This is a genomic window from Bacillus sp. 2175 (assembly GCF_057812155.1).
Window position 1 is genome coordinate 1,890,649 of the sequence record NZ_CM173819.1, and the last position, 22,001, is coordinate 1,912,649.

A 22,001-nucleotide genomic window follows, 5' to 3' on the forward strand; every position below is an offset into this window, starting at 1 on the left:
TGTCGTATTCTATCAAAAGGAAGAGGTAGAAACAAAGAGAATAACGAGAGTTAAGGAAGAGGGTATACAACTAGTAACCTTCTAAAAATAAAAGATTAGCTATTATTAAGGAAGGGAAAATATAAAATATTATAAAGAACACCTTCTTTCAAAAAAATAGGGGGAGTAATATGCGACTGATGAGAAGATGTGTGGCCTTACTAATTGTATTTTTTATCATGGCTCCAACGATTAGCACAAATGTACAGGCAGAAGTTGTAAAAGAGCTTGGAAAGGGGTTTCCTGATACAGAAGTATTCACACCTGGAGAATGGTTTTTAGGCCAAAAACCTGCTAATTATGATGAGAATAAACCGCCAATTCTCTTTGTACAAGGAAGAAATGGTAATGCTGATAGTTGGTATGGAAAGACAGTATATCATGATATAAATGATATGTATGATTATGCTTTAAAAGCAGGTTATCAAACAGTGTTTATACAATTGTATGATGCTGCAGGGAAAGGTTCGGCTAGTCAGTGGGATAACGGAAAATTGTTAGCACAAAAACTTGAAGAAATATATAATTATTTCGGTAAAAAAGTTAATATTGTAGCGCATAGTAAAGGTGGTATTGATACACAAGCCGCATTAGTTGAATATGGTGCGAATCGATTTGTTGGAAATGTTATTACACTTGCTACACCGCATCACGGCTCAAATTTAGCAGATTTGTCATATAGTTGGTGGGCAGGTTGGCTTGCTTCTATATTAGGTCAAAAAGATGATGGTACGTATTCGTTACAAATAGGTGAAATGGCAAAGTTTCGTTCAATAATAGATAACAACCCAGCAGCTAAATTAAACCGTTACTATACGGCTACTGGAACTAGCTGGGGGCCAACATTTTCTGCATTATCTATGGGCGGGTTATATTTATCATCGTACGGTTCAAATGATGGACTAGTAAATGAATGGAGTGCGAAGCTATCGTACGGTACACATTTATTTACAGATTCCAGATTTGATCATGACAATATAAGAAAAGGATCAGCTGTTTTTGCACGAATTGAACCATATTTACGTACGACAAATGTGGGATTACCAGCTTTAGTAGCATCCAGCACTAGTTCAAATGAAGATCTAGAACAATTAAATACAACTTCAAATCAAAATATTTTAGGAGGCGAATTACCACAAAATCAGTGGATAGAGCAAAGTATTTCTGTTGATAAAAAGGCTGAAGGAATCGTTTCTGTACTAACTGCTTCTTCTGATGTAGAAGTACAAATGGTATCTCCAAAAGGAAAAATCTATGCAAATAAAGATAGCGCTATAACTACTGGTGAAGGCGAATCTTTCTTTAATAGGGCGACAATTAGAACATTTAAGTTTGATAAATTGGAAGTAGGCGAATGGAAAATCAAAATGATGGCGAAGCAGTCGAAAGATGCATATTTAGTTGTAAGCGATTACAAGGATGACGCACCATTTGTTCTTCGAATGCCTACAAAAGTTAAAATAAATAAACCTGAGTATAAACTGAAAAAATCACCTGTAGCACCTGAAATGAAAGGGGATCTTTCCATAACAGTAAGAGTCGTTAATAAAGAAGGTAAGTTAGTCTCTGAATTTAATGAATTACAAAATGTTAATACGAATACATTTACAGGTGCTTTGAAAGATATAAAACAACCGGGAGTATACAACGTTACGATGGATATAAAAGGGATGAATAAAGAAGGAAAACCATATAATCGTACGATTGTTAAGTCGGTTTATGTAGAGAAATAAGGAAGAATAAATAAGTATAATAAAAAGTGCAGAAATCTTGTGTTAGAAAGAATTCTGCACTTTTTTATGTGGGGAGAGATAATAAAAGTTGAAAAAACTGTTATTCAATAAAAAAAGATGCTGAAATAGCATCTGAATGTGAAGAAATAATTTTAACTTAGTTTTGTAACTGTTAATTCAACTGAATTTATACCATTGTCACAAGTTACAATACTTTGACGATTAAAACCACTATTATTTCTAAGTTGAAGAGTTGAATTAGCAGGCACTGTAACAATTGTTTCGCCAACGAGTTGAAGACATTCGTTATTTGATGAAGTATTCATTTGAATAGCGAAGTCACCTTGACTATTAGCAAGTGGATTGTTATTTAAAAATATAGTTATGACTGGGATATGTGGAAATACAGGATTTAAAGTAGTATTAATACTGGAAATGAACGAAACTCTATAATCACCAGCTTGTCTAAAGTGTATAGTAGTAGGATTTAGTAAGGAAACACCTCCTGCTAAAGGTCCAACGTGATTAAATGGAAAAGGATCGCCAAAAGGAACAGTTATAAATTCAGTTTGCCAAAAAGTTCCGTATGCAGGACAGCTTCGTTTATGTGAATGGTCACATGAACATTTTTTATTTGAACTGGAAGAAGATTTGCATGAGCATTTTTTATACGAGTTTGAAGAATGATAGTATGAACCCAAAATATTACCTCCTATTCTTAATAAATTTAAACCACATAGTAGTTTATGAAGATGAATCACAATTGGCGTGTATGCTTGTACTATAAAAGGAAATAGATTTGGAATATAAAGTGGTCAAATGATGAAGTGTAGTATTTGGGTATTACCTGTAACACCTTTTGAAGATGATAAGGTTTATAATTTGATAGAAAAATAAATGGAATTTCTAAATAGATTGAAGTAACGAGGAAACGTTTATCCCGCTATTTTCCGAGCAGTAAGACTCCCATCTCAAAATTCAGCGAAAGCAAAGAAGTTAGGTGGGGGATGAATTAAACCCCCACTCATTAAAATTTCACTTTACTATATTTATTTAGTCTGACAAAACAGAAATATTACCTTTAGCTGTATGGATGTTATCATTTGGTGAAGTTATAATATTTAGCTATATTTATATTAGGTTATTCAGTTTATTTTTTATTTGCGTAGCTGAGCAGGAAAAAGTCAGAAAATATAGAATAATATACATATGAAGCATCGTTTGTTTTTGGTGTGAATAGTAATTAAAGATACGCTAAAATATTTAAAATTGTAACGAAAGAGAGATTAAATAATAGAGGGAGCAACTTACATGGAAAATATATTAAAGGTATCTTCAAAATCAAGCCCAAATTCAGTCGCAGGTGCAATAGCAGGAGTACTAAGAACAAGTGGTAATGTGGAAATTCAAGCGATTGGGGCTGGAGCTATAAATCAAGCGATTAAAGCAATTGCGATTGCAAGAGGGTTCGTCGCTCCAAGTGGTATTGACTTAGCTTTTGTTCCAGCGTTTCAAGAGATTTCTATCAATAATGAAGAAAGAACAGCGATTAAATTAATTGTAGGCCCTAGAAAGAAAAGGTCTTAGTAGAAGAGAGCGTTACTATAAGGGAAAAAGGCCAATAGACTTCCCAGGTTAGATACGCTATTTTATGTAACCGATCCTTGGGTGTGGACACGGCATTATACCGGACTCATGTCTGTTAATTTCTCCTTAAATTTAGCGCGTGTTCTAGATACTTAAAAATGCCAAATCCTTTGTGATATAAGGGATTTGGCATTTTTGATGTTTTTAAAAATAAACAACCTTAAAACTGCTCATTTAGAAGATTTAGTTTTAGTAGCGGCCATTGAACGTTTTTATAATAGTTTACCTGATAAATGGTCTTTCTAATTCTTGCAGCTATAGACTGTTCGTGTTGGTATCTATTCAAGTCAATTTTATTACGCTCCATAACCTTTGTTTTAATTTGATTCAGTGTTCCTGCTCCATCTAGTTCGGTTAATATTGCTATAATTTCATCTAGCCATGAAGTGCTGTTGGACATACATATACCTCCTAATAAAACATGTGTACTTATTTTTATTTTAATCTTTTAAATTTATATATTCATATATTGATTCAATAAAATTAGCAAAATATAAATCTATTGATAATATTATTAAAGCGTTGAATGAGAGCTTTATTCTTTCTGAGGATGAGCAAGAGGAAGATATGTATCAGGCTAATATTGATTCGGATTTTAGTAAAGTAAAGATTGCAGAAGAAGAGAAACCGGAAAATCGAAAAAAAACTAAAATGGAATCTGGTAGGGAAGTATGGCCTCGTGATCCGAAAAAAGCTAAACAAGCTATTAAACAGGCAGAATTTAAATGTGAAATAGATGACACACATGAAACATTTGTATCGGAAGCCAGCCGAAAAAATTATATGGAGGCCCATCATCTAATACCGTTAAGAATGCAACATGATTTTGAAAATAGTTTAGATGTTGTTGGAAATATAGTTAGTATATGTCCGAACTGTCATAGGTTGATTCATTATGGAAGAGACAAAGATAAGAAAAAAGTTTTAGAACTTCTCTTTGAACAAAGAAAAGATTCTTTGAAGAAGTTCGGTATTGAGGTATCTCTCAAAGAGCTATTTGGATACTATGGAATTCTAAAATAAGAATATTCATAGCTATAGTGAAGGTAGAATGTTTCATACTTAAACATAGCTATTATTGTGATGGAAATTTAAATTTCGTCTTTTGAAAGTATCAATAATTTGTATTATTTTTATAGGGTTATATATTTTTCTTTTGCTCTGCTGTATAGCAGAGCTCTTTTTTTTGTCGTACAAAAGCCACCTATATATGTGAAGTGCACCCCAATTGTTAGGCTGTGTCTAACAATTGGGGTGCACTTCAGTCCTGTCGGGCGGCTTCTTTTAATTTATATTCACCAATTCATCAAACTTAAACTTAGTATTCAAACCAAAGGCATCTGTACAATATATAGTTTTCGTCATCGGTTCAATATGTAATACATTTATGTACATGTCTTGCACCATTCCATCACGATAGTATGAGATATGTATTTCTTCTTCCTCGTGAAAAGATTGCATTAACGCTCTTTCTATTCGTTCCATAGTATCTTGTGTTAAAAAAGGTTTAGGTACTTTATATTGTTCCTCAAACATTCTATGTATTTCCTCGTATTGCTTCGGTATTGAAGCAAACGGATTCCATTTCACCATTTTATCAAGACTTTTTTTCGATTATTGTAGCGATATTAATGCCTCTATCGTTGTATACATATCTTCATACATAATTCTCTTTATAATAGATTTCTATATTTTAAAGTTTGTTAAGCAATTATTACATTTTGATAAACCTGGAAAATTAAGACACCTATGTAAGCTGTTTTTAATACACTGGGATTTTATATGCCAACTTAAGTACCTTTACAGTGGTGTTTAAATACAATGGTATGAGTAGTTACCATTGTATTTAAGTGTTCAATAAATATCAGAATAACGAAGGGGTTTGGCTGATGAAGAACAATATTAAAGGATTAATTGAATATGGCGAACGTATTCCACATTTTCATAAAGATTTCCCCATAATTTTATTTTGGAGTCACAGAAGTGGTTGTACTTCTCTGGCGAATTGGTTTTTCTTCCAAATTGGGTTATATGAGGAAGCAATGAAATATGCACCGTTCATTCATTACTATGAATCTGAAATATACAAAAATAAAGTTGATTACTACACAAATTTAGAAATGCAACTCTTGGAACTAAGTAAGGATACCATAAAACTTGTGCGCAACCCTTATAAAAGAGCTGTAAGCTCATTTTTAATACTTTATGACAACCCTTACGCCTCGAAACAATGGGAACAGATTAGAGAGTATTTTTATAATGATAAAAATGAATCGAAAGGAATTTCATTTAAACAATTTTTATATTATGTAAAAGAAATAGGGGCTAAATCCATTCTGTTAGATCAACATTTTTCACAACAATATATTGAGGGAGAAGAAAAGGTCATCAAACAAAATATAAAACTAGAGAATTTTAATACAATAATTCCGCAGCTGGAGAAAGAATATGGATTACTTTCTTCTGATATATCACTCCTTACAAACTCCAATCACCATAGGGCACATCAAATGATTCATAAAGGAAATTATGCAGATGATGATATTACAAATCCACACTTCCCTTCATTACCAACCTATCGAAGTTTTTATGATGAAGAAGCTCTAAACCTTGTTTCAGAAATATTTACTGACGATTTTGAAGCATATGGATATAAGAAGAATGAAATTAATTTTTAACTAATATACCTATCACCCGACTATGTATAGAGTCTCTTTAAAAACTATAACCACTATGAAAAGCCAGCGGTATGGAAGGGGAATTATAATGAGCATTTCTATTATAATGATGGGTTTCATCATAGGGGGATTGGTTGGAGTAACAGGGATAGGCGGGGCCGCATTACTGACTCCATTTCTTCTAACATTAGGCATAAGTCCTTCTGTAGCTGTTGGAACGGATCTAGTATATAATTCTATCACTAAAATGTTTGGAATATCCCAACACTGGAAACAGAAAACCATCAATTTTAAACTAGTAAAATATCTAGCTATTGGGAGTTTACCTAGTGCAATTATCGCAGTAATAATAATTCATTTCTTGCCAATTTTTCATGATAATCGAGAGGGAATTATAAAATATATATTAGGATATGTTTTAATCCTTGCGGCAATTTCTATTTTTATAAAAACATTTTTCTATAATGAATCTACACAAAGTTTTTTTCAAAAACAGACTATGGTCCAAAAAAAGAACCTAACAATTCTTATCGGTGCAATACTCGGTTTTATCGTGGGACTTACTTCCGTTGGATCAGGCTCTTTATTTGCTATTGCAATGATATATTTATATCGACTGAAACCATCCGAATTAGTAGGCACAGATATTACACATGCGTTTTTATTAGTGACGGTTGCAAGCATACTAAATATGAATTTAGGAAACGTAGATTATCTTTTATTAATTCACTTACTCATTGGTTCTATCCCAGGTGTCATACTTGGTAGTAAATTCTCCACTAAGATTCCCGTTAAACCTCTTCAAATATTTTTAGCTATCATTATTGGTGTTAGTGGACTAAAGTTAGTTATCGCTTATTAAAAATATTTCATGTTTTGCTATATAAGAATGGAGGTTCAAAATGGATCATATAGAACTATATAATTTTATATACAAGCAAGGGCGTGTCCCTCATTTTCATAAAGATTTTCCCCTCATCTTGTTTTGGAGCCAAAAAAGCGGATGTACTTCGCTAGCCCACTGGTTTTTTTATCAAATTAATTTATTTAAAGAAGCGATAAAGTACAATCCGTTCATTCACAACTATGAGTATGAAGTATATAAGAACTCTACACATTATTTAGCACAATTAGCTAATGGATTACAAACTAAAGAGAAGAAGACGTACAAACTAGTAAGAAATCCTTATAGAAGGGCAGTAAGTTCTTTTGTTGCTCTGGTTCCACCACCAAATATTGAAAATCCCGTATGGAAACCCATTCGGCAATTTCTGTATGGTGATGAAACTTGCAATAAACCCATTTCCTTTAAACTATTTTTGTATTACTTAAAAGCACACATGACAAAATTAGATCAAGTAGATCCTCACTTTACACAACAATATATACAAGGAGAAGAAGAATTTGTTACAAACTATATCCATCTAGAAAATTTTAACACAGGTATTTCGAAGCTAGAAGAGGTATATAAATTAAAAAAATCACCATTAGATCTATTATCAAAATCTTGGCATTATCAAGGGAGTAAGATGATTTACAAAGGAGTTTATGCAGACGCTGATATTACAACCCCTGTTTTTCCACGATTACCTACTTATGATAGTTTTTATGACGCAGAAACAATTCAGTTGGTTCAAGAGGTATTTTCAAAAGATTTTAATATGTATCATTATGATTTAAATTCTATTTCTTAAAATAAAAATGTTCAAATCCTGCTTTATTAAGGGTGTTATTTTACAACTGATAGGACGATATCACATATTTATAAATTTTCATAAACCTTTCCTAAATCTTTTTTCAGTTGTGTTTTTAAGTGCTCATTTTCACTTTCTAATAGCTTGTTCTTATATTTTAAAAGATTGAGCTTATTCTTTAAAGTTTCTATGATTACATCCTTGGAGGCATCCGATGTCCTTCTTTTTATATTCTTAAAATCATGTATGCCTTCTTGCTGTTGACGTAAGTCTTCAATCGTTTTTCTGATTAAGGGTTCTCTATATAAATATGCTTTTGAAACCTGTGCTTTTTCTGAAACTGAATTAAAATTAATTTTTTGTCCTTCTTTAACCATTAACTGTATTACTTCATTCACTCTATATTGTGTTTCCCTCTTTTTTTTAGAGGCATGATTCAATAACCCCGTTGTATTCGGATGTTTGTTAACCATCAATTTTTCTTTCCTCTCCTATATATTCTCGTTTATGTTTCGGCATACCGAAAATTCCAATTTCATTTTTCAATGAATCCCTAATTTCCTTATACTTATTAAGTTTTGGTTGAATCAATTCAATAGAACGAATACGACCGCTAGTTTGATACTTTATAATATCTTCTTCCATCTTTAATATCTGCGCATTATAGTAATCTAAAAATGTTGTATCTACATGAAAACTCCTACAATTATTTTTAATACAAGGGGTTTCTAACGAATAATCTAAGAATTCACAGCTAACCTTAGGACTCTTTATGCATAATCCATGATCCAAACGAATAGAGTCCATGTTATGGCGAATCCATTCTAGTTCCAAACCGTTTTCTTCTGCCTGCTCAGGGAGACTGGCTTGTATTAATTCTCCAGTTGTGTCAATACGCACTGAGTTTTGAACTTTTTCCCATTCCCTACGAAGAGTGTTATCTGAAATTTTTGCATAAGTTAATGTCATTTCAGGACTAGTATGTGCCATTAACTTTTGTACATGAAGAATATTCATACCATTATTAATTAGATTGACCCCATATCTATGTCGAAAAGCATGGTTCTTAAATAGAAATATTTCTCCATTTTTATCAAGGATTTTATATTTTTCGGCTAGTTGATTTAATGCATAGGTAACCGATTTTTGTGAAAAGGCCATCCCTCTATTTTTTCCAGTAAGAACAGGGAACAAAAATTGATTTAAGTTGTTATGCTTCTTTTCATGATTGTTAATATATTCTTGTTGTATTTTAACGATTTTCACAATTTCTTCTGAAATAGGAACAATATGTTCTTTTACATTTACTTTTCGTTGATCTCCTACCAACCACCAACCATCTTGCTTATATGCTAGACAATTTAATTGTAACTGACATACATCTGAGACTCTAAATCCTGTTGCTTCCATAATGACTATTAATCGTGCAATTTCCGAATCTAAATTATGTAGATTTTCCAACACTTGCTCCCATATAAAATCTGGCACATGTTTAACATGTTCGTGATAGTTTTTCTTTTCTCTTCGAGGAAAGTCTTCGGGAAATATTAATCTGTTAACAGGGGTTTTAGGTGCTTCTTTCCATTCAAAACCTTGCATATATTCAATTATTCTTCTGACATTTGAAAGGCACTCTATTACATGACGATTACTAGGAACACGATTTTTCGTATAACTCTTTCCTCCCATTTCACGATTTCTAACATAAAATAAAAAATCTTCAATGTCCTGTCTTTGTAGATTCTGTAAATCTATCCACTTTGGATACGTTTCTACAATGAAATCAAAAAACAAATACATTTTCTTTAAAATATTTTGGGCGGTCGCAAAGGTAATTTGTTGGTGTATAAGTAATGTTTGATTTACATATTTTTTAACTAATTCCCGAAAGGGAAATTTTATACTGGTGAAATTAAGAAATCTGTCTCTTCGAGACATATTATATGGAATCCCTAGTCTTTTTATATTCCATTTATCTTTTTGATGTTCAGGTCGTTCGTCATAATAATTAGAGAAAAAATCATATAAACTTTTACATACTCCAAGATAAGGTGAAATAAATTCTCCTCCACGATGATGGGGGTATTTTAACGGCTTATTATTTTCAGTTAGATATAATTTGTATTCATCTAATAATGTAGTGTAAGGAATATCAATTATTGATGTGACTTGAGGGAATTTCTCGGCTAAAAATTTTGAAAGAAAGTACATTTTATAAAAATGCTTCTCCATAAAGCTGGATAAAAGCCAAATTTCATTGGTTAAAGAATAAAAAGAATAGTACTTTATCTCCAGTTTAATATATTCATTACTAATTTTATTGAAATCAACAATTTTTTTTGTTTCTTTAATTTTTCCTCTTCTATCTGGCAGGGGAAACTCTTCGATTTTCCATTCATCTAAAGCCCAATACCCTTTAAGGTCGTTCATAACTTTACGTTGTATTTTATTAGAATTAATAGCTACGATATTCATTTTCTCATTCTCCTATGCTGCTGGGCTTCATCCCAGTGCTTTCTTATAGTTTCTTCTGAAGGATGAATATACATATTTAAAGTAGTTTGTACCTGGGCATGTCCTAATAATTTTTGAATGATACCAGCGTCCATGCCTAGATCATAAAGTTGTGTTGCACATGTATGTCTAAGTGTATGAGCGGTAAAGTTTATTTTCGTTTTTTTAGACAATATACGTATAACAGCTTGCAAAGCCCAATATTGCATTGGCTGCCCTTTATTTTTCCCTTTTAAATTAATAAACACATGGTTAGAATCTACATCATTAGTATGGTAATCGATAATATAATCTTGGAATAAATTCATTGTTTCATTTGATACATATACTTTTCTTTTTTCTCCAGCTTGTGTTTTAGATTCTCTAACAGTGATACTACCATCATTGATATTGAAGTCCTCTATCCATAAACTTAATAACTCAGAAGCTCTTAATCCTCCTTCATATAAAATACGAATTATTAACTCATCTCTTATGTTATTACATGCTATATGAATCAATTCCGCCTGCTTAGTAGTAATGGTTTTTATTTTTCTTTTAGGTTCCTTAAGTTTTAAAATATTAATTTTGGTTGTTGGGGTATGTGTTATATGATCTAAAAATTTACGATACTTCCGCCTTGTATTATGGACTTCTTTTGTAACTTTGGATTTTACATTAAATAAGATTTGACCACTACGCCATTGGTAGTCCAAAAATTCGATAACACAATTAGTGATTAAGTTAACGGAAGATTCAGTTCTTTTAGCGTACACTAACTTCTTTGTGTCATTTAAATAGATAGTATTTATATCATCTGTTGATTTTCTTAACCAATGAATAAATTCTGTTAATAAACTTATATCCACTTCTCTGTAATCTTTATTCTTTTCGTTTAGAAAACACCAGAATATTTTCAAATGATAACAGTATGTTTTAAGTGTATTAGGTGCTTTTCCTAAAGAATCCTTATGTTTTATAAATTTCATGATTGGGATAACTGGTTCACCCTTGTTATGTAAAACCATCCAACGTTCTTCCCCAAACGATGTAATAATACTTTGTACTTTAAACATTTTTCCACCTCCAACTGTTCAATCTATCTATACTATAAATACTATCTCTTTTATACTATTATTATAGCTTCTACAAAGAGACAAAAAAAGAGAACTACCTATCGTTGTATACGTTATCTCTACTCATATATTATACTATTGTTAACACCATACCTCTTCCACGTACTACAGGAAAGCTGTTATATCCCATGATGTAATACCTCACTTTTGTTTTTTTAACTCCACTACAAACAAACATGTGTTCTTTTTTAAGGTTTGAAAAGGGACCATTTTGTTAACATGAATATTCAAAAATAATTTTTTCAAGTTAGAATATTCAAAAACTTATTTATGCAAACAAGCATGTCATGATAACATTTAACAAAAGGGGGTAGAAGTAGATGAGTGTTGACATTATTTCTAAAGAAGAAATCACAAAATTATTAAACGAATGGTATCAAGCTATGATTTCACAACGTGTATTACAGTCTCAGAAAATAAAAGAAGATATTGCAAATAAAATCAATAATATTAAGGAAGACCAAACAATATTAGTCTACTACGCTTTATTGAATGCACGATATAAACTGCTAATTCGGGATATGGATAGTACAAAAGATATTCTGGACAAAATCGAGCCTTTATCAGAGTCTACAGAAACATTTTTAGAGTACTATCATCATTTATTTAAAGCAATTTACGCTATTAATAAAGCAAACCATAGTGAAGCAAGAATGCAATTTGAAAAAGCTGAAACGTTTTTAGAATACATGCATGATGAAATTGAAAAAGCAGAATTTAATTATTGGCTTGCAGTCCATTACTATCACGTATTAAAACCGATCCTAGCAGTTCAATTTGCTACAAAGGCGAATGAAGTATTTTCAATTAGTCCAGGGTATGAATTAAAAACTGCAGCATGCTTAAATACTTTAGGAATGGCACACATTCGACTAAATGAATTCGAAAGTGCAGAGGAATATTTACTTTCAGCACTAGGTACCTTCCAAAAATCTAATGATGAACTTCTTATTAAACGAGTTAAGCATAATTTAGGACTTTTATACGCAAGTCAAAACATGCCAGAGTTAGCAATTAAACACTTAGAGGATTCATTAGAAAATAACGCTAAAACTATGTTTCTTTTAGCAAGAGAGCATTTTAAGTTAGGTTATAGTCATATCGCTAATGAATATATTGAGAATGGCTATAAGATTAGCGACTTATGTTATCGTCATCATTTCCGAATTTTAAAAGCAGTACATAACTATGTACCGCAAGAAGAATTAGAAAATGTGGTTATAGAAGGTATTTCGTATTTTGAAAAAGAAGAATTATATGATTGGGTAAAAGAATATGCTTCTCTTTTAGGTGAAAGATTCTATGGTTCAGAAAATCACAGAAAAGCAAGCAAGTATTTGCACATCGCTTTAGATGCAGACAAAAAGAGCATAGAAAGAAGGGCGCTAAAATGAAAAAAGCAATCTTATTAATGATGATGTTATCCGCTGTTTTTACTTTTGGTCTTACTAATGTAAAAGACATACCACAAAACGAAGCAATTGAAGTGTTTATGGATCATGGAGAACATATTTAAAACCTAAGGAAGAGGGCGCTTATAGTGTCCTCTTTTTAATATCTATTATTTATATGATGAGGTTGCAGGTACGTCTTTTGGTTATTGTTTGATAAACGTAAGATGTTTCTAAAAATGTGTATACAAAGGTGTAATTTTGTACTGTATATGTTCACGTACTATATAAAAAAGTATGAAAATCTATAAAAATAATTATTTCAATAAAATTTGTTTTAGATATTAAAAAGTGCCAAAACCCTTGTGGTATAAGGGGTTTGGCACTTTTGTGTTTTTTATATTTTATCAAATAAACAATTCTAAAACTGTTCATTCTTCTCCCAAGATTCAACGATATAATGTGCGATCGTCGGATTGAAGCCTTTACCAACTAAAAACATAATCGCAGCAACTTCTGTTAATGCGTGTTCATGTGATGTATGTTTTGCTTCATTTAAACCGTAATCTACCCATGGTTTTACGAAATCTAGTACGGGTTTCTTGAAAGGTAAAAACTGTGTACCGACAACTTGTTGAATTTGTTGTTGTGTTGGTTCAGTAATTGGTCCAGGTGGTAAGATTTGTGGTTGAGTTGGATCTATTGTTGGTGGTTTAGGTGGTGAGACACGTACGTCGTAGTTTGGTTGATACATTTGTTGTTGGTATTGCGGTTGTTGTGGTTGAGTTGTGTATGGATTTTGTTGATATTGTTGTTCTTGGTTTTGTGGTGCTACATATGGATTTTGTTGATATTGTTGTTCTTGGTTTTGTGGTGCTACATATGGATTTTGTTGATATTGTTGTTCTTGATTTTGTGGTGCTGCATATGGATTTTGTTGATATTGTTGTTCTTGGTTTTGTGGTATTACATATGGATTTTGAGGATATTCATAATTTGGACGTGTTTCATATGGATTTTGTTGAAATTCAGTTTCTTGATTTTGCGTTGTTGCATATGGGTTTTCGTCATATTGTGGTTCTTGCTGTTGTAACTCTTGTTCTTCGTATTGTTCTGTGTATCTCTGTTCTTGTTGTTGAGGATACAATGGTTGCCTTGGATAAGGCGGTTGATTATTATAGAACATGTTTATTCCTCCTTCATGATGATGCCTACCACCTAGTGTATGGGCGGACAAGAAAATATGTGATGAAAAAATGCGGGCGTGTTACAATAAGTAACTGGGTGAAGATAAAATGACAAAACAAGAAAAAATTCAAAAAACAATTACTTTTGTAAAACATATTTTAGAAAAAGATGCGAGTGGGCATGATTGGTATCATATTGAACGTGTACATAAAATGGCGATTTCTTTATCTGAGCAAGAAGGTGGAAATCGTTTTATAATTGAAATGGCAGCATTACTTCACGATGTGGCAGATGAAAAGCTAAATGAAAGTGAAGAAGCAGGAATGAAAAAAGTTTCTGATTGGTTAGAAGAGCTACGTGTTGAAGAAAAGGAAAGTAAACATATTCTTCATATCATCGCCAATATGTCTTATAAAGGTGGCCATGGCGGTAAAGTGGATTCACTTGAAGGGAAGCTTGTTCAAGATGCGGATCGCTTAGACGCCCTTGGAGCAATTGGAATAGCTCGTACCTTTGCATATGGCGGGGCGAAAGGGAGATTAATGTATGACCCAACTATTCCGCCGCGTGAAGAAATGACGAAAGAAGAGTATAGAAAAAATAATGATCCATCTTTAAATCATTTTTATGAAAAACTTTTGAAATTAAAAGATTTAATGAATACGAATGCAGCAAAACAAGAGGCTGAAATTCGTCATCGTTATATGGAACAGTTTATTGAACAATTTATGAAAGAGTGGAATGCACAAATATGAAAATGTTAACTGTGGAGAACTTATCAAAATCATATGGAGAAAAGCCGTTATTTGATGGATTATCATGTAGTATTACAGAAGGACAACGTGTCGGAATTATCGGTGTAAACGGAACTGGTAAATCGACATTATTAAAAATAATTGCAGGATTAGAAACTCCTGATACAGGTGATATGACGTATTCACGTGGGTATACAATTAGTTATTTATCACAGCAACCAGAGTTTGATGAAAAACTAACAGTATTAGAGCAAGTGTTCCATGGTGATACACCTTTAATTCGTCTTCTTCGTGATTATGAAAAAGCACTATTAAATATTGAAAAAGATCCAAGTAATGAAAAAGTACAGGAACAATTATTTGCAGTGCAGCAACGTATGGATGCAATGAGTGCATGGGAAGCAAATGCAAGTGCGAAATCTCTTTTAACGAAATTAGGAATTACAGATTTCACTGCAATTGTTGGGAATTTATCTGGTGGACAGAAAAAACGTATCGCAATGGCACAATGTTTTATTGAAACACCTGATTTATTAATTTTAGACGAGCCTACGAACCATCTTGACCATGAGACAGTTGAATGGTTAGAAGAATATTTAGCAAGATATACAGGTGCGGTATTACTTGTAACCCATGATCGTTATTTCTTAGATCGTGTGACGAACCGTATTTTTGAATTAGATAATGGTAAATTATATAGCTACGAAGGAAACTATAGTACATTTTTAGAAGCGAAAGCACTTCGTGAAGAGCAAGAATTGGCACAAGAATCGAAACGCCAAAATTTATATCGTCGTGAACTTGCTTGGATTCGTCGTGGTGCAAAAGCCCGTTCTACGAAACAAAAGGCGCGTATTCAGCGTTTTGATGAGCTAAAGGAACTAGAAGGACCAGCTGCAAAACAGTCAGTTGATATTGCACTTAGCGGTAGCCGTCTTGGGAAAAAAGTACTTGAGTTAAAAGATGTAACGAAAAAATTTGGTGATAAAACGGTATTAAACAACTTTAATCATATTGTGAAACCAGGCGATCGCATCGGAATTATTGGAGCGAATGGAAGCGGGAAATCTTCGCTATTAAATATGCTTGCAGGTAAGTTATCTCCTGATATTGGTGAAATTGAAGTTGGGCAAACTGTAAAAGTTGCTTATTATACGCAAGAAAATGAAGAGATGAATTTAAATCAGCGTATGATTGAATACATTAAAGAGATTGCAGAAGTTATTCATACGACAGATGGAAAAGTAATTGGTGCATCTCAAATGTTAGAACGTTTCTTATTCCCGACGCATTCACATGGTACACCGCTTGGTAAACTATCTGGTGGTGAAAGAAGACGTTTATATTTATTACGTATTTTAATGGGAGAACCAAACGTACTTTTACTTGATGAACCTACGAATGATCTAGATACACAAACATTAACAGTACTAGAAGATTATTTAGAAGATTTCCCAGGTGTCGTTTTAACTGTATCGCATGACCGTTACTTCTTAGATAAAGTAGTAGATGAACTGTTCATCTTTACTGGCGGAGGCGAAGTGCGTGAATTCCTAGGTAGTTATACAGATTATTTAGAAATGGAAAAAACGAGAGAACTTATGGAGAAAGCGGAAGTTCAAAAAGAGAAAAAAGTAGTAGAAGAAGCTCCAAAACAACAACGTAAACGTAAACTTTCATATAATGAGCAGCGTGAATGGGAAACGATTGAAGATACAATTGCCGAACTTGAAGAAAAAATTGAGTCAATTGGAGAAGAACTTGCGAAAGTTGGATCTGACTTCACAAAGGCACAAGAATTATCTGAAGCACAGCAGAAAACAGAAGAAGAGCTAGAAAAACAGATGGAAAGATGGAGTGAACTATCAGACATCGTTGAAGGATTAAAATAAAAACAAGCTGCATATATTGAAAAGTAAAGAGAAAAACTTTACACTATTGGTAGAACCTATTTTAGGAGGGAAAAAATGAGAACATCTAATCCAATGTTGAAAAAAGAGGCATTCCGTAAAGAGGGAGCAAGCGCTTCTGCGATGACGATTGGCGGAACAGTAGGCAAAACGTTCATTATGCTTATCTTGCTACTTGCAACGTCTGTCTATTCATACATACAGATGATGCAGGGGACGATGAAGATGCCAGTATTAATTGGTGCTTTAATCGTTGCGGCAATCATCGCATTCGCGTCTATGTTCTTCCCGCGCATTTCACCTTTTGGTGCACCAATCTATGCAGCGGTAGAAGGGGTTGTGTTAGGAAGTATTTCAGCAGTTTATACAATGAAATTTGGCGATTCTATCGTTTTAAATGCTGTATTACTAACAATCTCAATTCTATTTGCAATGTTAGTGTTATATGCAACACGCGTAGTAAAAGTAACGGATAAATTCCGTACAGGCGTTATGGCAGCAACACTTGGAATTATGGTTATGTATTTAGTCGTATTCCTACTAAATATGTTTGGTGTAACTGTTCCATACATTCACCAAGGTGGTACAATCGGTATTATTATTAGTGCAGTTGTTATTGTAGTTGCTGCATTAAACTTATTACTAGATTTCGATTTAATCGAAAATGGTGTACGTAGTCAAGCTCCGAAATATATGGAGTGGTATACTGCGATGGGACTAATGCTTACATTAGTATGGTTATACTTAGAAATTCTTCGTTTCGTTTCTTACTTTACGAAAAATGACTAATAAAAAAATCCTGCATGAAAAATGCAGGATTTTTTTATTTTCAAAGATATATTGAATGTATGGTATAATATGGATGATAGCAACTTGAAGTGAAGGAGATGGAATATGATGAAAGAGAAGAAGGGGATTATGAAAAAATTATTTTCTAAAAGTTTTTTCATAGAACTAGATGAAGCTTTAACGTATCCATCATCAAAAGTTATTACTTCAGCGATTGAAGGATATGCAACTGAATGCAATGAAAGACTAAAATTTGAGAGTAAAGTTAAACCGATTACTTTCTACTTAGAAAATGTAATGTACCGTGCTGAAATAAAGATGGCTCGCGGAGGATATTACATATCTTGTACTGAAGTGTAATAAATTTTGAAACTATACATGTTTGAACTATGTATGGTTTCTTTTTTTGTTTTGTAAGGTCCAAAATAATACTTTCTACTTACGGATATATCATTTTGTGCTTTTTACCATTCAAACATTTCTCCTTACAATGAAGAAAAACATGTGAGGTGGTATAACTTATGATGAATCTTCTCTGTACATAATAGTGCTGAATTTTAAAAAAATGTACAGTATGGGGTACTAACACATCACTATCAAGCTAAGATTATACAATATCAAGTATAGTAGAGATTATTTCTTTTTTCTAAAAGCCAGGCTTAGAAAATTTAAAGGTTTGCATGCGAAATAAACCCTATCGGGTTTCATTTTTTGAATTAGGCCGCTTGATCTTCAGAAATGGTAGAATTGTAAACGACACCTAATATATCAAAGACTGTTTTCTTCTCATATCTGTGAGATTTTCGCCCATTTTGCTGTAGGAGGTTGAACAGGCGAATGAGAATCTTTGATAATTCTTGGGTGTCTTTCTGTATGGCTTGATAAATAAGAAAAAAATAATCTCTAATCATATATATGGCCTTATATTCACTCAGCTCTCGTTTCTTTTTCATAAGAAGTAGTTGACGCATTTGAAACATAGTAGAAGAACAGAGGAGAATGGCGATCAGTTGCCCATACAAATGGCATTCTAATCTTTCTCGTTTTATTTTTTTACAATGGTGAATATGAAAGAATGATTTCCATGTTTTAAATAAAATCTCGATTTGCCAACGTAAAGAGTACCAATCATGTACTTGTCCCATCGGGACAGTATCTGTAGAGGTGTTTGTCATATATACATTGATACCACTGAGACGTTTACTACGAGGGGAATACTTTATTCCTTTCTTTTTCTCTCTTACAGCTTGATCTTGCAATCGTTTTTGTTGTTGTTCATCTGTAAGTCGATGAACAATCACACGAGTTGGTACTTTATCAGTCATTCCTACATAAGCATCGGATATTTCATAGGTTTGTCCTGGTTGGAGAGAGTTCATTAATACCTCCATATCTATCTGTATATACTCTGTACCTTTCTTGATTCTTCCATCTTGAAAATAATCAGGTGTGAGATTTTTTTGATAAATACGTGTATTGGATTTAATACGAGAGATATAGTAAGCCTTTTTATCTTGTATATGTTGAAGATCTTTCAAATGAAAATACCCTAAATCACGGATACATAAATCATTTGGTGTTACAGTTGGAACACACAGAGAACCATAGGTTCGATCATGTTGTTTCCCTGGACCTGTATGGATATGTAGGAATTGTCCGCTTAATAGGTCATATTCAAGTTGAATTTTCATCCCAGCAGTATGGCTACATCCTCCAGCCCCAGGATAAATGGTTGAAAATATATCTGGAAGCTGAAATGCAGTGGAATCTAAAATGCGAATACGCTTGAAAACAGAGGTGTATGGAGAAGAAAGTGGCATAGATGAAGTTAATTTTTTATTTAGAAGGTTAGTCAATATATGTTGTAAAAACTGAACTGCTGATGTATTAAACCGTTGATTCAGTCCTTCTGGACTGATGAGTACTTCTGTGGATGATTCTAAACAGCTAGATAACTGAGCTAAAGAGGTTGTAGCGATATTTTGACTCATCCATATACATAAAGCGACTAAATCTTTTGCTTGGTATTTACTAGTTCGTTGTACAAAACCAACATCTCTAGCAAGATCCCGTAAGGTATTTGGAGATAAAAAACTTTGAATCTCTTGAGCAAATAGTTGTAATTCATCAGACACAGAAACAGACATAAAAAACGCCATCCTTTCCTATAATTCTACAGAAAGGATAACGCCTTTTTTACTTTATGGATAGTCCAAAACCTTAATTTTATAGCGATGTAGCGGTACCAAATATCCGTTTAATAATTATTTATGCTAACTTTATATATCTGTATAATCAAACGTTATTATTCATTTTTAATTGCTCTAAAAGATAATCACAGACATTCACAAAAATACATTGTTTTTTTAAACTTAATAATAAGTATTTCAATTCAAATTCTTGATAAAAAATCTTAGTGATATATAGTTTAAACTCATCTAAATTAGGCTTTTCTGGGCTATATAGCATATCTAAAGGAAGTTTAAATTTAGAAAACAAATGATCGTTTTGTGCAAAAATCGAAACTTCTTCTCTAGTTAATCGATCATGAAATGCAATTGAAATGTTTCTTAAGGCATTTACTTGTTCTTCTTCAAATTCATGATCTATAACAAATCTATAAAATGGGAATTCATCTGACTGAATCATACTTTGCATAAGTCTAAATTGATATCTTAATAAAGTCACTTCTTTGATTAAATCCATATTTCCCCTCCTTTATTTCCCTAAATTAACCAGTTTATCATAACAATTTATAACTTGAAATACAAATACTTATGATATATCACCCATACAATTTTTATTAACATAACCTATCATTATCAATAGTTAACGATGCTAAAAATTTCGTTATGGGGTAATTAAAACTATTAGCTTGATAGGGATGGGGTACTAACACATGCCCATCAACTTAAGGATAGAAACTCTACGGTTTTCCATTAATTGAAATGAACAAACTTTTAAACAGTATAATCCTCTTAAAAATGAGCATACGAAATAAACCCTAACGGGTTTCATTTTTTTCTTATGCAGCTTTCTTTTGTTTTCTCAATCCATTATACTCATAGACAACACCCATAATATCAAAGATAGTTTTCTTCTCATATCGATGGGATTTCCGGCCATTTTTCTTTAGTAGGGTAAACAGGCGGATTAAAACCTTTGTTATTATACGGGTGTTTCTCTGTATCGCTTGATATAACAGGGATAGATGATCTTGAATCATCCCAATTGCTTTATATTCGCTTAGTTCTCTTTTGTGCTTTTGCAACAGAAGTTGGCGCATCTTAAACATCGTGGAAGAACATATAAAAATGGCAATGAGTTTTCCATACACATGGCATTCTAATCGCTCTTGTTTGATAGTTTGCCAATGATGAATTTGAAATAGAGATTTCCACGTTTTAAATATGATTTCGATCTGCCAGCGGAGGGAGTAAAAATCATGGATTTGTTCCATCGGAACCACTTCCCAAGGCGTATTCGTAACATATATGTTGATACCCGTTAATCGTTTACTCTTTTCTGAAAATGTAATCCCCTTTTTACTTTCGGTATAGCTTTGTTTTTTTCTACGTTCCAGTATTTGTTCCTCTGTTAATCGGTAGATAATTACTCTTGTAAATAATCTTTGATTCTTGCCAATATACGACTCTTTTATTTCATACGTTTGTCCTGGTTTTAACGTGTGCATAATGTTCTCTAAATCAACTTGGATATACTGTGACTGTTTTTTGATTGTCCCATTTCGAAAGTATTCTGGAAATGGATTTTTCGTATAGACGGTATGGTTTAACTTAAGTCTTGATATATAGCACACGCCACGTTGATCCATTTGATCTAAGTCTTCCAATGAAAAATATCCTAAATCACGAATACACAGATCACCCGGCCGTAAGGTATCTAAGCAATCTGTTCCAAATGTTTTATCATTATTTTTTCCAGGACCTACCTGGAAGTTTAAAAACTGTCCGCTGTGTAAGTCATATTCTAATTGAATCTTGATACCTGCAGTTTGTGCACAACCACCTGACCCAGGATATACATGTGCTAAATGTTTCGGTACTTGGAAAATCGTCGCATCTAAAATACGGATTCGTTGAAAATACGTGAGTGCTGCACTTGAAATGGCTGATGTTTTACAAAGTTTACTTTTCCATAATGCAGAAAAAATATATTTCAAAAATTCAACCGCTTTTTTATCAAAGCGTTTATTGAGTCCTTCTGGACTCATAAGAGTGCCTGTGGCGGCGTGTAATTGACTGCATAGTCGAACGAGAGAATCACTCGCTGTACGTTGACTGACCCAGATACATATGGTAGCTAATTCATTTCCTGAAAACTTTCGTTTTCTTTTTACAAAACCTAATTCTTTAGCGAGTTCTTCCAAAAGAGAAGGGGTTAAATGACGATACAGCTCTTCAGAAAATAGTTGTAATTCATCTTGAATTGAAAGATTCATAAAAAATGTCATCCTTTCTAGCTAGCTTTTTAGAAAGAATAACGTTTTTTGACACTTGGGGGTAGTGCAAATTCTTAAGTTGATGG

At 32.8% G+C, this 22,001-nt stretch carries 22 protein-coding genes; 12 read left to right on the plus strand and 10 right to left on the minus strand.

Going from position 1 to position 22,001, the window contains the following annotated elements; all coding sequences use genetic code 11:
• Positions 1–170 precede the first annotated feature (170 nt).
• Positions 171–1,772, plus strand: a complete 1,602-nt coding sequence (locus ACXKY9_RS10190; RefSeq protein ID WP_001238710.1) for a lipase family alpha/beta hydrolase — start codon at positions 171–173, stop codon at positions 1,770–1,772.
• A 152-nt stretch (positions 1,773–1,924) separates the two neighbouring features.
• On the opposite strand, the gene ACXKY9_RS10195 is transcribed toward ACXKY9_RS10190, so the two are convergent.
• Positions 1,925–2,473: a hypothetical protein gene (locus tag ACXKY9_RS10195; protein ID WP_000536153.1), complete on the minus strand. Its 549-nt coding sequence runs from the start codon at positions 2,471–2,473 to the stop codon at positions 1,925–1,927.
• Positions 2,474–3,083: 610 nt separating this feature from the next.
• Here ACXKY9_RS10195 and ACXKY9_RS10200 point away from each other — a divergent pair.
• Positions 3,084–3,359 (plus strand): stage V sporulation protein S, encoded by a 276-nt coding sequence (locus tag ACXKY9_RS10200; RefSeq protein ID WP_000427801.1) that lies wholly within the window; start codon positions 3,084–3,086, stop codon positions 3,357–3,359.
• Positions 3,360–3,579: 220 nt separating this feature from the next.
• Here the strand turns inward: ACXKY9_RS10200 and ACXKY9_RS10205 are convergent, their stop codons facing one another.
• Positions 3,580–3,819 carry a hypothetical protein gene (locus ACXKY9_RS10205; protein WP_000071989.1) on the minus strand — a complete coding sequence of 80 codons (240 nt, stop codon included), beginning with the start codon at positions 3,817–3,819 and terminating at the stop codon, positions 3,580–3,582.
• A gap of 122 nt (positions 3,820–3,941) precedes the next feature.
• Between ACXKY9_RS10205 and ACXKY9_RS10210 the strand changes: the two genes are divergently transcribed.
• Positions 3,942–4,442 (plus strand): HNH endonuclease, encoded by a 501-nt coding sequence (locus ACXKY9_RS10210; RefSeq protein ID WP_002196434.1) that lies wholly within the window; start codon positions 3,942–3,944, stop codon positions 4,440–4,442.
• A gap of 261 nt (positions 4,443–4,703) precedes the next feature.
• On the opposite strand, the gene ACXKY9_RS10215 is transcribed toward ACXKY9_RS10210, so the two are convergent.
• Positions 4,704–5,012, minus strand: a complete 309-nt coding sequence (locus ACXKY9_RS10215) for a YolD-like family protein (RefSeq protein ID WP_003284113.1) — start codon at positions 5,010–5,012, stop codon at positions 4,704–4,706.
• Between the two features lie 296 nt (positions 5,013–5,308).
• Here ACXKY9_RS10215 and ACXKY9_RS10220 point away from each other — a divergent pair, with 296 nt between their 5' ends.
• From ACXKY9_RS10220 to ACXKY9_RS10230, 3 genes are all read left to right on the plus strand, one after another.
• Positions 5,309–6,097: a sulfotransferase family 2 domain-containing protein gene (locus ACXKY9_RS10220; protein ID WP_000794364.1), complete on the plus strand. Its 789-nt coding sequence runs from the start codon at positions 5,309–5,311 to the stop codon at positions 6,095–6,097.
• An 88-nt stretch (positions 6,098–6,185) separates the two neighbouring features.
• A complete protein-coding gene (locus tag ACXKY9_RS10225) occupies positions 6,186–6,959 on the plus strand; it encodes a sulfite exporter TauE/SafE family protein (RefSeq protein WP_000027993.1) in 774 nt (257 codons plus the stop codon).
• 40 nt (positions 6,960–6,999) lie between these two features.
• Positions 7,000–7,791 carry a sulfotransferase family 2 domain-containing protein gene (locus ACXKY9_RS10230; RefSeq protein ID WP_000349585.1) on the plus strand — a complete coding sequence of 264 codons (792 nt, stop codon included), beginning with the start codon at positions 7,000–7,002 and terminating at the stop codon, positions 7,789–7,791.
• 68 nt (positions 7,792–7,859) lie between these two features.
• Here the strand turns inward: ACXKY9_RS10230 and ACXKY9_RS10235 are convergent, their stop codons facing one another.
• Genes ACXKY9_RS10235 through ACXKY9_RS10245 form a run of 3 tightly spaced genes read right to left on the minus strand, consistent with a single transcriptional unit; the run spans position 7,860 to position 11,360 of the window.
• On the minus strand, positions 7,860–8,264 hold the full coding sequence (locus ACXKY9_RS10235; RefSeq protein WP_000247457.1) for a DUF6262 family protein: 405 nt from the start codon (positions 8,262–8,264) through the stop codon (positions 7,860–7,862).
• Entirely contained in the window at positions 8,257–10,266 is a 2,010-nt protein-coding gene (locus ACXKY9_RS10240; RefSeq protein ID WP_001028065.1) for a tyrosine-type recombinase/integrase, read from the minus strand. Before ACXKY9_RS10240 ends, ACXKY9_RS10235 begins: the two co-directional genes overlap by 8 nt.
• Positions 10,263–11,360 (minus strand): phage lytic cycle repressor MrpR family protein, encoded by a 1,098-nt coding sequence (locus tag ACXKY9_RS10245; protein WP_000477499.1) that lies wholly within the window; start codon positions 11,358–11,360, stop codon positions 10,263–10,265. The genes ACXKY9_RS10240 and ACXKY9_RS10245 overlap by 4 nt, the downstream gene beginning before the upstream one ends.
• Before the next feature lie 380 nt (positions 11,361–11,740).
• Between ACXKY9_RS10245 and ACXKY9_RS10250 the strand changes: the two genes are divergently transcribed.
• Positions 11,741–12,814: a response regulator aspartate phosphatase gene (locus ACXKY9_RS10250; RefSeq protein WP_000109863.1), complete on the plus strand. Its 1,074-nt coding sequence runs from the start codon at positions 11,741–11,743 to the stop codon at positions 12,812–12,814.
• On the plus strand, positions 12,811–12,936 hold the full coding sequence (locus tag ACXKY9_RS10255; RefSeq protein WP_000709202.1) for a hypothetical protein: 126 nt from the start codon (positions 12,811–12,813) through the stop codon (positions 12,934–12,936). The genes ACXKY9_RS10250 and ACXKY9_RS10255 overlap by 4 nt, the downstream gene beginning before the upstream one ends.
• Positions 12,937–13,232: 296 nt before the next feature.
• Here ACXKY9_RS10255 and ACXKY9_RS10260 read toward each other — a convergent pair whose 3' ends face one another.
• A complete protein-coding gene (locus ACXKY9_RS10260) occupies positions 13,233–13,997 on the minus strand; it encodes a hypothetical protein (RefSeq protein WP_000499723.1) in 765 nt (254 codons plus the stop codon).
• A gap of 109 nt (positions 13,998–14,106) precedes the next feature.
• Between ACXKY9_RS10260 and ACXKY9_RS10265 the strand changes: the two genes are divergently transcribed.
• From ACXKY9_RS10265 to ACXKY9_RS10280, 4 genes are all read left to right on the plus strand, one after another.
• Positions 14,107–14,754 carry an HD domain-containing protein gene (locus ACXKY9_RS10265; protein ID WP_000165969.1) on the plus strand — a complete coding sequence of 216 codons (648 nt, stop codon included), beginning with the start codon at positions 14,107–14,109 and terminating at the stop codon, positions 14,752–14,754.
• Positions 14,751–16,646, plus strand: a complete 1,896-nt coding sequence (locus tag ACXKY9_RS10270; protein WP_000783186.1) for an ABC-F family ATP-binding cassette domain-containing protein — start codon at positions 14,751–14,753, stop codon at positions 16,644–16,646. Before ACXKY9_RS10265 ends, ACXKY9_RS10270 begins: the two co-directional genes overlap by 4 nt.
• A 75-nt stretch (positions 16,647–16,721) precedes the next feature.
• Positions 16,722–17,453 carry a Bax inhibitor-1/YccA family protein gene (locus tag ACXKY9_RS10275; protein WP_001260655.1) on the plus strand — a complete coding sequence of 244 codons (732 nt, stop codon included), beginning with the start codon at positions 16,722–16,724 and terminating at the stop codon, positions 17,451–17,453.
• A 105-nt stretch (positions 17,454–17,558) separates the two neighbouring features.
• Positions 17,559–17,813 carry a DUF4318 domain-containing protein gene (locus ACXKY9_RS10280; protein WP_000975140.1) on the plus strand — a complete coding sequence of 85 codons (255 nt, stop codon included), beginning with the start codon at positions 17,559–17,561 and terminating at the stop codon, positions 17,811–17,813.
• A 356-nt stretch (positions 17,814–18,169) separates the two neighbouring features.
• Here ACXKY9_RS10280 and ACXKY9_RS10285 read toward each other — a convergent pair whose 3' ends face one another.
• The 3 genes from ACXKY9_RS10285 to ACXKY9_RS10295 form a co-directional block, all read right to left on the minus strand.
• Positions 18,170–19,600, minus strand: coding sequence for an IS4 family transposase (locus tag ACXKY9_RS10285; RefSeq protein ID WP_000116992.1), 1,431 nt, complete (start codon positions 19,598–19,600; stop codon positions 18,170–18,172).
• A 148-nt stretch (positions 19,601–19,748) separates the two neighbouring features.
• Positions 19,749–20,159, minus strand: a complete 411-nt coding sequence (locus tag ACXKY9_RS10290; RefSeq protein ID WP_000364215.1) for a DUF1878 family protein — start codon at positions 20,157–20,159, stop codon at positions 19,749–19,751.
• 319 nt (positions 20,160–20,478) lie between these two features.
• Positions 20,479–21,915, minus strand: coding sequence for an IS4-like element IS231C family transposase (locus tag ACXKY9_RS10295; RefSeq protein WP_001053969.1), 1,437 nt, complete (start codon positions 21,913–21,915; stop codon positions 20,479–20,481).
• Positions 21,916–22,001: the final 86 nt, after the last annotated feature.

Bases quoted from the DNA above. Each gene is read 5' to 3' on its own strand.
- ACXKY9_RS10225 (WP_000027993.1), top strand. From the start codon at position 6,186: ATGAGCATTTCTATTATAATGATGGGTTTCATCATAGGGGGATTGGTT.
- ACXKY9_RS10245 (WP_000477499.1), bottom strand. From the start codon at position 11,360: ATGTTTAAAGTACAAAGTATTATTACATCGTTTGGGGAAGAACGTTGG.
- ACXKY9_RS10235 (WP_000247457.1), bottom strand. From the start codon at position 8,264: ATGGTTAACAAACATCCGAATACAACGGGGTTATTGAATCATGCCTCT.
- ACXKY9_RS10230 (WP_000349585.1), top strand. From the start codon at position 7,000: ATGGATCATATAGAACTATATAATTTTATATACAAGCAAGGGCGTGTC.
- ACXKY9_RS10280 (WP_000975140.1), top strand. From the start codon at position 17,559: ATGATGAAAGAGAAGAAGGGGATTATGAAAAAATTATTTTCTAAAAGT.
- ACXKY9_RS10240 (WP_001028065.1), bottom strand. From the start codon at position 10,266: ATGAATATCGTAGCTATTAATTCTAATAAAATACAACGTAAAGTTATG.
- ACXKY9_RS10260 (WP_000499723.1), bottom strand. From the start codon at position 13,997: ATGTTCTATAATAATCAACCGCCTTATCCAAGGCAACCATTGTATCCT.
- ACXKY9_RS10250 (WP_000109863.1), top strand. From the start codon at position 11,741: ATGAGTGTTGACATTATTTCTAAAGAAGAAATCACAAAATTATTAAAC.
- ACXKY9_RS10200 (WP_000427801.1), top strand. From the start codon at position 3,084: ATGGAAAATATATTAAAGGTATCTTCAAAATCAAGCCCAAATTCAGTC.
- ACXKY9_RS10295 (WP_001053969.1), bottom strand. From the start codon at position 21,915: ATGAATCTTTCAATTCAAGATGAATTACAACTATTTTCTGAAGAGCTG.
- ACXKY9_RS10215 (WP_003284113.1), bottom strand. From the start codon at position 5,012: ATGGTGAAATGGAATCCGTTTGCTTCAATACCGAAGCAATACGAGGAA.
- ACXKY9_RS10275 (WP_001260655.1), top strand. From the start codon at position 16,722: ATGAGAACATCTAATCCAATGTTGAAAAAAGAGGCATTCCGTAAAGAG.
- ACXKY9_RS10190 (WP_001238710.1), top strand. From the start codon at position 171: ATGCGACTGATGAGAAGATGTGTGGCCTTACTAATTGTATTTTTTATC.
- ACXKY9_RS10265 (WP_000165969.1), top strand. From the start codon at position 14,107: ATGACAAAACAAGAAAAAATTCAAAAAACAATTACTTTTGTAAAACAT.
- ACXKY9_RS10205 (WP_000071989.1), bottom strand. From the start codon at position 3,819: ATGTCCAACAGCACTTCATGGCTAGATGAAATTATAGCAATATTAACC.
- ACXKY9_RS10255 (WP_000709202.1), top strand. From the start codon at position 12,811: ATGAAAAAAGCAATCTTATTAATGATGATGTTATCCGCTGTTTTTACT.
- ACXKY9_RS10270 (WP_000783186.1), top strand. From the start codon at position 14,751: ATGAAAATGTTAACTGTGGAGAACTTATCAAAATCATATGGAGAAAAG.
- ACXKY9_RS10285 (WP_000116992.1), bottom strand. From the start codon at position 19,600: ATGTCTGTTTCTGTGTCTGATGAATTACAACTATTTGCTCAAGAGATT.
- ACXKY9_RS10290 (WP_000364215.1), bottom strand. From the start codon at position 20,159: ATGGATTTAATCAAAGAAGTGACTTTATTAAGATATCAATTTAGACTT.
- ACXKY9_RS10220 (WP_000794364.1), top strand. From the start codon at position 5,309: ATGAAGAACAATATTAAAGGATTAATTGAATATGGCGAACGTATTCCA.